Source organism: Agrobacterium sp. lyk4-40-TYG-31 (genome assembly GCF_030209855.1).
Lineage (GTDB): Bacteria > Pseudomonadota > Alphaproteobacteria > Rhizobiales > Rhizobiaceae > Agrobacterium > Agrobacterium vaccinii.
This window is the reverse complement of sequence record NZ_JARVRE010000004.1, coordinates 78,586-90,227: the sequence shown is the minus strand read 5'-3', so window position 1 is coordinate 90,227 and position 11,642 is coordinate 78,586. Positions and strand designations below refer to the sequence as shown.

Sequence of the window (11,642 nt, the reverse complement as noted above, 5' to 3'; positions counted from 1 at the left end):
CTTGGCATTTTCTTATTCTGATTGGGTAACGACGCTTAAATAAACGAATTGTTTGGCAAAGATGCCGCCCGGCCATCAGGGCCGGACGGCGGTTCTTCGGGAGGATTACTTGATGTACCCCGAGCGCGTCATTTCGCGCGTGGCCGTGGACTGAGCACCGGCAAGCGCATCATCGACGCTGGACTGACCGGCAACAACTGCCGAGAACAGCTGACCGACCGTGGTGCCGAGCGACTGGAACTCAGGGATGGCCACGAACTGGCCGCCTGTGTAAGGCACCGGCTTCACCGTTGGCTTGGTGATATCTGCCGCGTTCATGGCAGCGAGCGTCGGCGCTGCAAAGCCCGCCGCCTTTTCGTAATCCGCGTTCTTGTAGAGCGAGGTACGAGTGCCCGGAGGAACGTTGGCCCAGCCTTCCTTGGATGCGACGAGCTGCGTGTATTCCTTGCTGGTTGCCCAGGCGATGAACTTTTCAGCAGCGTCTGCCTTCTGCGAGCTCTTCGGAATGGCAAGGTTCCAGGACCAGAGCCAGTTGCCGTGGTTCTTCAATTCGCCGTGCGTCGGGAAGAGCGCGTAGCCAACCTGATCGGCAACCTTGCTGTCCTTCGGGTTCGACACGAAGGATGCAGCCACGGTGGCGTCGATCCACATGCCACATTTGCCCTGCTGGAACAGCGTCAGGTTTTCGTTGAAGCCGTTGGAGGAAGCACCGGATGGACCGGCATCCTTCATCAGATCGACGTAGAACTGAAGGGCGTTCTTCCATTCCGGCTGATCGAACTGTGGCTTCCAGTTTTCATCGAACCAGCGACCACCGAAGGAGTTGGTGAGAGCCGTGATGAAGGCCATGTTTTCGCCCCAACCGGCCTTGCCACGAAGGCACATGCCGTTCACATCGGCCTTGCGGTCGGTGATCTTGCGGGCTGCATCGCCAATGAATTCCCATGTCGGGTTTTCCGGCATCTTCAGGCCTGCTTTTTCAAACAGGTCCTTGCGATACATGATCATGGCGGATTCGCCGTAGAACGGTGCCGCGTAAAGCTTGGAATCGACAGTCAAACCACCCTTGATCGATGGCAGCATGTCTGCAACATCATAGTTATCGCCGAGCTTTTCGAGCGGCAGAAGCCAGCCCTGCTTGGCCCAGATCGGAACTTCGTAGTTGCCGATGGTCATGATGTCGTACTGGCCGCCATTGGTGGCGATATCGGTGGTGACGCGCTCACGCAGGACGTTTTCTTCCAGCGTGACCCACTCAACCTTGATATCGGGGTTTTTGGCGGTGAATTCGGATGTCAGTCCCTGCATGCGGATCATGTCACCGTTGTTGACGGTGGCAATGGTCAGCGTTTCTGCGGAAGCGAGGCCCGAAAAGGCGAGAGCCGAGCACGCGCCCAGCAGAAGTGTCTTCAAAGTCATGATCTTCCTCCCAGAAGAAGTTTGTGAGCATTCGCTTTGCTCTAGGGCAATTACTCACTTATGGGAGATGAAAGTCAAGCACCTACCTGCGCTGCGATGCACAAGGAATAGCTAACATACTGGTTTTAAAGTGATATTTCTGCTCAGTTTCTGAGCAAGTATTCGGCGGACGCCTCGTCTGTGATAACACCGTTCAGGAGCCCACCGCGCAGAGCAGCGAGGATGGCGGGTGATTTTTGCTTGCCTTGGGCAATGCCGATCACCGTGCTGGTCTCACGCGGCGGCAGGGGAACGGAGGCGACGCGATCGTTGATCGGTGTATCAAGAAACTGGCCGTCGCGATCGAAAGACCAGCCACAAATCTCGCCCGCACCACCCTTGGCAATCAGGTCGCGCATCTCCTGAACCTCGAGGAAGCCATCGACGCAGAGCGGTGCATCCTCTGCCAATTGGCCGACGCCGACGAAGGTGACATTGGCGGCAGCACCCAGCGCCAGCGTGGAGCGCACCATGGACTGCTCATGCAGCAATTCCCGTTCTTCTGCAGACGAACAGAGAACCGGCAAGGGCATGGGAAAATGCCGTGCCTTGATGGCATCGGCCATCGAGAAGATGACGTTGTAATAGGCCGCAGAGCCATCCGGCCCGATATTGCCGGTGAGCGAGACGATGCGATGTTGCGGGCATTCCATCGGCGGTAACTGATCGACCGCCGCTTTCAGCGTTCGACCCGTACCGATGGCAAGGACGATCGGGTCCGTCTTGCGCAGCCAGCGTTCGATTTCCGCTGCACCCGCCTCGGCAATGCCGACTGTGGAGGATACACCCGCCGGATCGCTCGGCACGACCTCGACATAGTTCAACGAAAACCGCTCGCGCAGGGCCTCGCTTTTTTCAAGACAAGCGGCAATGGGATGATCGAGCCGGACCTTGATCAGACGTTCGGCAACGGCCAGTGACACGAGACGTTGCGCCGACTGGCGGGAGATGCCCATGGCACTGGCGATCTCATCCTGCGTGCGGCCCGCGACGTAATAGAGCCACCCGGCCCGCGCCGCGTCGTCTAGCCGTCCACCTGTTTCGGATCGTCTGGCCATATGCCTGCCCCTACGTCATTTCCACTGTGCTGACATTTTTCTAGAGCCCGTGTCAAACGCGGCAAGGCATGCTCAGCCCAACAATGGCCCGATAACGAAATAAAGCACGGCTTTAGCGATGCCGTAAATGACGCCGCTGACGATGGCCACCGAGATGACTGAAAGGACACCGCCCAGCAACGCAAACAGGCCATCGCGTTCCAGAAGAGCGAAGGAACAACAACAGATTGCGATGGCGGGCAGGATATTGCCGAGCGGAATGGGCAGCGCGAGAATGACGGCGAGAAGCAGGCAGATGAGGCCGATGAACCGTTCAAAGACCGGCGACAGCAGTCCTTCCATGCGCGGTCTCAGCAGCTTTTGCACCCATAGCAGAACCGGAACGATCTTTTGCACGACGCGGGCAAAATCTTCCCGTGCCAGTGAGCGATCCGCAATGACGTGCGGCAGCCATGGGCTTTTGCCCGCGAACAATTGGGCGGCGAGAAAGACCAGGGGGGTGCCTGTTATGGCAGACGTGCCGGGCGGGGTGGGCACAATATTGGGCAGTGCAAAGACCAGCATCAACGCACCGAAGGCACGGTCTCCCATCGCGGACAGAAGATCGCCGACGGAGATGCGCGCGCGGCTTTTATCACCGGCCAGCGCTTGCAGAATATCGACCAGCCCGACCTTTGGCGTGACGGGTTCCGTCAATGTCAGGTCGGTCTCTTCAACCGGACCGGAGAGAGCAGGATTATCCGACAGGCGCAGCATAGGTTTCAACTCCAGGATTGTGGTCCCGCTGTAACAGATGAATGGCGGCAGCAATACGACAGGATGCTTATATTCTCGTCGCTCCCCTATCGGCGCAGCTTGGGGTCGAGCAGATCGCGCAGGCCATCGCCCAGAAGATTGAAGCCCAGAACCGCCAAGGCGATTGCTAGACCGGGAAGGATCGCAAGCCAGGGCGCGGCAGCCAGATAGGTCTGCGATTCCCACAACATCCGTCCCCATGTGGGTGCGGGCGGCGGCATGCCGAGGCCAAGGAAACTGAGACCCGCCTCGGTGAGGATAGCAAGACCCAGCTGGATGCTGACCTGCACGATGATGAGGTTGGTGAGGTTCGGCAGGATATGCGTAAACGTAATGCCGCCCCTGCCCCGCCCCAGACTTTCCCCCGCCAGCACGAAATCCCGCGCCCATAATTGTAATGCAGCAGCACAGGTCAACCGGGCAAACACCGGCACCATGAAGGTAGCAATGGCGACGATGGCGGTAAAGCGACCGGAACCGATGAAGGCACCCAGCATCATGGCTGAGAGGATGGGCGGCAGCGCGAAGATGATGTCGCAGAGCCTCATCAGCAAGGCCTCAACGACACCCCGTTGCGCTGCGGCAAACACGCCAACCAGCGTGCCGATGGTCGCGCCGATGGCCACCGCCATGACGGCGGTGGAGAGCGAATTCCACGCCCCGACCATCAGCATCGAGAGTATATCACGCCCGAAATGATCGGTGCCCAGCAAGCCCTGCGTCAGCGGCGGCTTCAGCTTGGCGACGATGTTCATTTTCGTCGGCAGCTGCGGCGTCCAGACGAGGGAGAGCAGCGCAATCGCCAGCAGAGCGCCAGTGATGGTGGCACCCGTCAAAAGGGAAACACTGCGGCGATTGAAACGTCTCATGCGGCACGTGCCCGCAAGCGCGGATCGATCAGCAGATAGGCCATATCGACAAGAAAGTTCATGGTGATGACCAGCGCGCAGAAGAACAGCACGACCGATTGCATGACGACGACGTCGCGCTGGGTCAGCGCCTGATAGGCGAGCCGCCCGAGGCCGGGCAGGTTGAAAACGTTCTCCACCAGCACCGTACCTGCGATCAGGAAGGTGAATTGCAGGCCAATCATGGTGATGACGGGGATCAGCGCATTGGGCAGAACGTGTTTCCATAGGGTCGCGGTTTCGCCAATGCCCTTGGCGCGGACAGTCCGCACGAAATCCTCGCCCATCACCTCCAGCATTGCCGAGCGGCAGACCCGCGTCAAAACACCCGCTTGCGAAAAGGCGAGCGCCACAGCTGGAAGCACCAGCGCCTTCAATGCCGCGCCAACACCAGCCTGCCAGCCCGGAAAGCCGCCTGCGGGCATCCAGCCCAAAGTGGTCGAGAAGAGAAGGATGAGCAGCAGCCCGACCCAGAAACCGGGAACGGCAATGCCCGCATGGGAAAACAGGCCGCAGAGAAAATCAATGATGCCGCCTCTGTAGCGCGCGGCCATGACACCCAACGGCAGAGCGATGAGGATGGACAGGCCGACGGCGATGAGGGCGAGTGGAAGGGTGACGGTGAGCCTTTCGAGGATGAGCCCAGCCACTGGGACGCCGTAGGTATAGGATTGCCCAAGGTCACCCCGCGCGATGGCCGCGAGCCATTGCAAGTAGCGCAGAATAAGAGGTTGATCGAGACCCATCTGTTTTTGCAGTGCCGCCAGCGTGTCGGGACTGGCGGAGGTGCCGAGCATGATGGCGGCTGGGTCTCCGGGTAGCAGGCCCATGACGGTGTAGATGAGGAAGGAGACGGCCAGAAGGGTGATGAGGAGGCCGAGGATGCGTTTGGCGATGAGGGCGATCATGTGGGTGCCCGGGCTTTGAGCGACAGTGGGCTTGGCTTACCCCCCTCTGTCCTGCCGGACATCTCCCCCACAGGTGGGGAGATCGACTCGTGGTTAGCTCTCGCACATCTTGAATGCTGTGGATAGAATGGTGAGCGTGCGCCTAGCCGATCTCCCTCCTTGTGGGGGAGATGTCCGGCAGGACAGAGGGGGGTAAACCAAGCCCACTGTCGCTCACCACTAAGCAAGCCCATCATCCTCACTCTTCCCAATGCACATCCATCAAAACATTCGACGGGATCGGTTCATTCTCCCACAGCCCCTGAATCTTCTTGTCCCAAACCCCAAGCTTCGGCATCACAAAGAGAAACAACGCCGGCACATCTTCCGCCAAAATCTTCTGCGCGTCCTGATACAAATCTTCCTGCTCGACGGGATCGGCGGTCAGCTCGACATTCTTGATGATCTCGTTGAAGGTCGGGTTCTTGTAGTTGAAGTAATAGGGGTCGCGCGAAAAGATATCGATATCCATCGGCTCAGCATGCGCTACGATGGTCATCTCGTAATTGGCGCCCTTCAAAACATCCGACACCCATTTGGCGGGAAACTCCGTGGTTTCGATGGTCATCGTCACGCCGATTTCGGCAAACATGGCTTGCAGAACCTGCGAGGTGCGCTGCGCATAGGGCATCTGTGGTGCCTTGATGGTGAAGCTCAAGCCGTTGGGATAACCGGCCTCGGCCAACAACCCTTTTGCCTTTTCCGCATCATAAGGCAGGACACCGGTGGTATCCACATAGCCGCGATCGTTGGGCGTGTAATGGCTGCCGATGGCCGTGCCGAAGCCAGACCATGCGCCCTCGATGACGGTTGCGCGATCCACTGCCATCATCAACGCCTGCCGCACGCGCTTGTCGTTGAAGGGTTTGACGGCATTGTTCATGCCAGCAACCACCTTCAATTCGGTGTTGCCGATGAAGGTGCCGAGCCGCGCATCGCCCTCGAAAGAACTCATCAACTCAGGAGCGCCGAATTCTGGGAAGGCATCGATATCGCCGGATTTGAGTGCAGCAGCTTGCGCCTGCGGGTCGGGAATGAAGCGGAAGGTTGCCTTTTCGAGCGTAACGGTCGCGGACTTGTCCCAATAGTCCATGTTGCGCGCCAGCTCGACCTTGTCGCCCTTGGCCCAGTTGATGAATGTGAACGGCCCGGTGCCTATGGGCGTCGTCTTGTTGGTTTCGGCGGACTTGGTGCCGACCATGACCGAGGCTGGCCAGCCCAGCCAGTAGAGCAGGCTACCGGAGGGCTGCTTGAGTTTAAGAACAAGCGTCGTTGCGTCAGGCGTTTCAATGCTGTCGATGGCCGCGAAGAAACGCTTCTGCGGATTGATGGAGGCATCGCCCCGCGCACGGTCCAGCGATGCCTTGGCGACGGTGGAATCGAAGACCTCGCCATCGTGGAACTTCACGCCTTCATGCAACTTGAAAGTATAGGTCTTGCCGTCTTCCGATATCTCCCAGCTGTCCGCCAGTTGCGGCTGGATCTTGCCGTCCTTGTCGATGGTGACGAGGCCTTGGAAGATGTTCTGCCAGGTGACCTGGCCGATGAAGACGTTAGCGCCGGCTGTCGGGTCGAGCCCTGCAGGCTCTGTGCCCATGCCGATGGTGATGGAATTCTTTGCCGCTGCAAAAACCACCGTGGCGGGCAGCATGGCTGAAAGCGTGGTGGCAACGGCAAGGCCCAAGGCCAGGCGGCGTGTGAGGTTTACCGATTGCAAAAACATGCTGCGCATCATCATCGTCTCCCGTCGAGTGGCGCAAACATTTTGTGTTCAGCGCGTTGCGAAAATCGCTACACGACATCAAGGGTAAAAATCAACCGCCTATTTCGGCAGATTGCCCATAAAGGTCTCGATAAAGCTGGCAAGCGTTGCGGCGGCAAAGGACAGCTCCCGGTCCGGCGCAACGCAGAGCTCCATGGTCGTGCGGACACCTTTGGACCCTCCCAGCGGCACCGCGACCATCTGCCCGGCATCGATTTCCCGCGCGACCGAAAGCGGCGGCAGAAGGGTGACGGCAGCACCATCCAGTACCAGATCTTTCAGCAATTCCAGCGAACTGGCGGTAAAGGTCGGATCGAGCGCGATGCCCGCTTGCGCAAACAGCGAATCGAAGGCCTGGCGTGCGGCGAAGATTTTTTCCGGCAGCGCCAGCGGCATGGCGGCAAGGTCTTTCAACGAAATCGAAGGTTTATCGGCCAAGGGATGGCCTGCGGGAAGGATGACATCATAGCCGATCTCGCGCTTAGCAAGGATTTTGACCTCTGATGTCTTCGGCGCAAACAGGGTGATGGCGATATCGGCCTGTGCGGAGACCAGTGCATCGATGGCCTGTCGAGCACTGGTGATATGAACCTCGAACCGCAGCTTGGGATAGGCTTGGCTGAACTGCGATAGCGCCGGTGCCAGAAGGCTGGCGACGGTGGCACCATTGGCATAGATCGTCGCGCGCCCCCGCTCCAGCCCCTTGAGATCATCGATCAACTGATGGACGTGACTGAGTTCGCGCAGCGTCTTGCCAGCCCGTTCCGCCAGAAGCTCCCCCGCTGCCGTCAACGTCACGCCGCGGCTGGACCGTTCCACCAGCGGGGTGCCGAAATATTCTTCCAGGTTCTCAATCTGGCGGCTGACGGCGGTGGGTGCGACATTGAGATTTTCCGCCGCCGCCCGCATGGAGCTGGTGCGGACAAGCTCATCGAAATACATCAATGCGCGTAGGTTCATGGTGGTTTTCCGTTTTCTAATGGGCCGTCATACCGGGCTAGACCCGGTATACAGTGCGATCAAGTCCTTGATCGCAGAAGACTCTATTCGTCTTGCAGACGCAAGACGGTTGGACCCCGCATCAAGTGCGGGGTGACGGAGGAGTGGGAGAATAACCAAGCCTCAATCGCGGACAAACCCCTCACTCGCCACCAGCAACTGCCGTGTGTACTCCGCCTCGAACTTGCGGCTCTCCAGCGCCTCCACATCCAGCATTTCCACCACCTTGCCGCTTTTCATCACCGCAAGACGGTCGCACATGTGGCTGATGACGCCGAGGTCGTGGCTGACCATGAGGAAGGTGAGGTTTCGGTCATGCCGAGCCTGTTCCAGCAGGTTGAGGATTTCGGCCTGAATGGAAGCATCGAGCGCCGATGTCGGCTCGTCCAAGAGCAGGATTTTCGGCTCGAGGATCAGCGCGCGGGCAATGGCGATGCGCTGGCGCTGGCCGCCGGAAAGCTGGTGCGAATATCGGAAGCGGAAGCCGGTTCCCAAGCCCACTTCATCCAGCGCGCGGGTGATGCGGCCCTCCTTGTCGTCCAGCCCATGGATGGTCAGCGGCTCCAGCAGCAGCGCATCCACCGTCTGGCGCGGATGCAGCGAGCCATAGGGGTCCTGAAACACCATCTGCACATCGCGGTAAAAGCTCTTTTCGCGGAACTTGCTCTTGTAGGTCCGCCCCTCCACCATGAGGCTGCCCTCATCGAAATGGTTGAGACCGGCAATGGCGCGCAAAAGCGTGGATTTGCCAGAGCCGGATTCACCAACCAGACCGAAGGATTCGCCTTTGGCGACATCGATGCTGACGCCATCGAGAGCGACATGGCCGTCGAAATCGACCAGCAGATCGGAAACGGAGAGAACTGTGGTCATCCGCGCCACTCCACCTGACGGTCCAGAACCGGCAGCGGATGCCTGTTCTCGCCAATCTTCGGCAAGCAATTGAGCAGCCCGCGCGTATAGGGGTGCTGTGCGTTGTCGAGATTAGCAGCCTGAAGCTCTTCCACCACACGGCCCGCATACATGACGAGGACACGATCGCAGAAGGAAGAAACCAGCCGCAGATCATGCGAGATGAAGATGAGGCCCATGCCGCGGTCGCGCACCAGCTTGTCGAGAATGCCGAGCACTTCCAGCTGCACCGTCACATCCAGCGCCGATGTCGGCTCGTCGGCAATCAACAGTTCCGGGCCGCAGACCAGCATCATGGCGATCATCACACGCTGGCCCATGCCGCCGGAGACTTCGTGCGGGTAAAGCCCGTAGACGCGTTCCGGCTCGCGGATCTGGACCGCTTCCAGCATATCCAGCGCCCGCTGCTTGGCCACGGATGTGCTGATGCGTTCATGGGTTTGCAGGGTTTCCACGATCTGGCGACCGATGGTCATGACGGGGTTGAGCGAATATTTCGGGTCTTGCAGGATCATGCCGATGCGCTTGCCGCGAATGCTGCGGCGCTGCTTGGCCGAGGCCTTCAGGAGATCGATATCGCCGAAACGCAAGGCATCCGCCTCGATTTTCGCAGACGGCGGCGTCAGCCCCATAATGGCGCGCCCGGTCTGGGATTTGCCGGAACCGGATTCGCCGACGATACCCAGACGCTCCTTGCCGAGCGTAAACGACACGCCACGCACCGCTTCCACCAGCCCGGTGCGGGTGGGAAAGGAGACGCGTAGGTTTTCCACGGTCAGAAGCGGCGCACTCATTGGCCTGCCTCCTTCGGGTCCAGCGCATCGCGCAGGCCATCGCCCAGCAGATTGAAGCCGAGGCTGACGATGAGAATGGCAATGCCCGGCATGGCCGCAACCCACCATTGATCGAGAATGAAACGGCGACCGGATGCGATCATCGCGCCCCATTCCGGCAAGGGCGGCTGCGCGCCAAGGCCGAGAAAGCCTAGACCGGCGGCGGTCAGAATGATGCCCGCCATATCCAGCGTCACACGCACGATGAGCGACGACATGCACAGCGGCATGACGTGTTTAAGCACGATGCGCCACGGCGACGCGCCCATGAGCTGCACGGCTGCGATGAAATCCGAATGGCGGAAGGTCATGGTTTCAGCGCGGGCAATGCGGGCATAGGGCGGCCATGAGGTGATGGCGATGGCGAGCACCGCATTCTCGATGCCCGGTCCCAAGGCTGCCACCAGCGCCAGTGCCAGAACGAGCTTCGGAAAGGCGAGAAAAATATCGGTAATGCGCATCAAAACGGCATCCACCCAGCCACCGGCGTAACCGGCAACCGTGCCGACGATGAGGCCAACGGGTGCGGCGATGATGGCAACCAGCAAGACCACGAACAGCGTCAGCCGCGAACCATGGATAAGGCGCGAGAGAATATCGCGGCCCTGATCGTCCGTGCCGAGCAGGTAACCTTCGCTACCGGGCGGCAGCAGGCGGGCATTGCGCAGGTCCCCCTGCACAGCCGAATGCGGGGCCAGCACATCGGCGAATATGGCGACAAGAACCAGCGCCAAGATGATGCCGAGACCGGCAAGCGCCAGCCGGTTTTCCGAAAACCGCCGCCAGATGACGTATGCGCGGCCAAGCCGGGCCTGCCCGCGCGAGGCGGGACGGTCGGAGAGCAGCCATTCGCGGCTATAGGGTTTCAATGGTGTTAGAGCTGTCGTCATCGGCTGCGCGTCCTTGGATCGAGCGTCCGGTAGAGCAGATCGGACAGGAGATTGATGCTGATGAACACAGCGCCAATCACGATGGTACCGCCGAGAACGGCGTTCATATCCGCATTCTGCAGGGAATTGGTGATGTAGAGGCCAAGTCCGGGCCAGGAGAAGATGGTTTCCGTCAAAACGGAACCTTCCAGCAGACCGGCATAGGACAGCACGATGACGGTGAGCAATGGCACGGCGGCGTTGCGCAGCGCGTGGAACCAGATGATGCGCGTTTCCGACAGGCCCTTGGCGCGGGCGGCAACGATGTATTCCTGGCTGAGTTCATTCAGCATGAAGGAGCGCGTCATGCGGCTGATATAGGCCAGCGAAAAATACCCCAGCAGACCGGCGGGCAGAATGATGTGGCGGAAGAGATCCCACAGCACATCCCATTGTCCCTGCCAGAAGGCATCCAGCAGGTAAAAGCCTGTGACCGGCGTAAACGTGAACTCGTAGACGATATCCATGCGGCCGGGATAGGCGACCCAGTTCAGCTTGGCATAAAACACCAGCAGCGCGAGAAGGCCGAGCCAGAAGATCGGCACGGAATAACCGACAAGACCGATGATGCGCACGATCTGGTCGATGATGCTGCCGCGCTTGACGGCGGCGAGAACGCCGAGCGGAATGCCGAAGATAGCACCGATCAGCGTGCCGATGGTGGCAAGCTCGATGGTGGCGGGAAACACCCTGATAATATCGGCCATCACAGGATTGGTGGTCAGCACGGACGTGCCGAAATCACCCGACAACGCCTGTTTGATATAGAGAAAAAACTGTTGCCAGAGCGGCAGGTTGAGGCCGAGTTCCTCGCGCACACGCTCCACCACATGGGCAGGCGCACGGTCGCCCACGATGGCCAAGGCGGGATCGATGGGGATGACGCGACCGATGAAGAAGGTCACTGCCAGCAACCCCAGAAAGGTGGTAATGACGGTGACGAGGAAGCCGATGATGGCGGTCAGGCGCTTGTTGGCGCGGCTTTTGCCGCGCCTTGGCCTTGGCACTGTTTCCATGATGGTCACTGGATCAATCCTGCCG

Annotated in this window: 11 protein-coding genes; all 11 read right to left on the bottom strand. The window is 59.6% G+C overall.

The window, feature by feature from the left end; all coding sequences use genetic code 11:
• Window positions 1-105: 105 nt before the first annotated feature.
• Window positions 106-1,419 (bottom strand): ABC transporter substrate-binding protein, encoded by a 1,314-nt coding sequence (locus QRN55_RS05720; RefSeq protein WP_173998397.1) that lies wholly within the window; start codon window positions 1,417-1,419, stop codon window positions 106-108.
• Between the two features lie 143 nt (window positions 1,420-1,562).
• Window positions 1,563-2,516: a sugar-binding transcriptional regulator gene (locus tag QRN55_RS05715; protein ID WP_173998398.1), complete on the bottom strand. Its 954-nt coding sequence runs from the start codon at window positions 2,514-2,516 to the stop codon at window positions 1,563-1,565.
• A gap of 72 nt (window positions 2,517-2,588) precedes the next feature.
• Complete coding sequence (locus QRN55_RS05710) at window positions 2,589-3,272, bottom strand: exopolysaccharide biosynthesis protein (protein ID WP_284775590.1); 684 nt, start codon at window positions 3,270-3,272, stop codon at window positions 2,589-2,591.
• An 86-nt stretch (window positions 3,273-3,358) separates the two neighbouring features.
• Window positions 3,359-4,180 carry an ABC transporter permease gene (locus tag QRN55_RS05705; protein WP_284775588.1) on the bottom strand — a complete coding sequence of 274 codons (822 nt, stop codon included), beginning with the start codon at window positions 4,178-4,180 and terminating at the stop codon, window positions 3,359-3,361.
• A complete protein-coding gene (locus QRN55_RS05700; protein WP_284775587.1) occupies window positions 4,177-5,127 on the bottom strand; it encodes an ABC transporter permease in 951 nt (316 codons plus the stop codon). The genes QRN55_RS05705 and QRN55_RS05700 overlap by 4 nt, the downstream gene beginning before the upstream one ends.
• 238 nt (window positions 5,128-5,365) lie before the next feature.
• Window positions 5,366-6,901: an ABC transporter substrate-binding protein gene (locus tag QRN55_RS05695; protein ID WP_502871296.1), complete on the bottom strand. Its 1,536-nt coding sequence runs from the start codon at window positions 6,899-6,901 to the stop codon at window positions 5,366-5,368.
• An 87-nt stretch (window positions 6,902-6,988) separates the two neighbouring features.
• Entirely contained in the window at window positions 6,989-7,888 is a 900-nt protein-coding gene (locus QRN55_RS05690; protein WP_284775584.1) for a LysR family transcriptional regulator, read from the bottom strand.
• Between the two features lie 162 nt (window positions 7,889-8,050).
• Window positions 8,051-8,800, bottom strand: coding sequence for an ABC transporter ATP-binding protein (locus QRN55_RS05685; protein WP_284775582.1), 750 nt, complete (start codon window positions 8,798-8,800; stop codon window positions 8,051-8,053).
• Window positions 8,797-9,633 carry an ABC transporter ATP-binding protein gene (locus QRN55_RS05680; RefSeq protein WP_284775580.1) on the bottom strand — a complete coding sequence of 279 codons (837 nt, stop codon included), beginning with the start codon at window positions 9,631-9,633 and terminating at the stop codon, window positions 8,797-8,799. The genes QRN55_RS05685 and QRN55_RS05680 overlap by 4 nt, the downstream gene beginning before the upstream one ends.
• Complete coding sequence (locus tag QRN55_RS05675; protein WP_284775579.1) at window positions 9,630-10,562, bottom strand: ABC transporter permease; 933 nt, start codon at window positions 10,560-10,562, stop codon at window positions 9,630-9,632. Before QRN55_RS05675 ends, QRN55_RS05680 begins: the two co-directional genes overlap by 4 nt.
• Window positions 10,559-11,626: an ABC transporter permease gene (locus QRN55_RS05670; protein WP_284775577.1), complete on the bottom strand. Its 1,068-nt coding sequence runs from the start codon at window positions 11,624-11,626 to the stop codon at window positions 10,559-10,561. Before QRN55_RS05670 ends, QRN55_RS05675 begins: the two co-directional genes overlap by 4 nt.
• Window positions 11,627-11,642 lie beyond the last annotated feature (16 nt).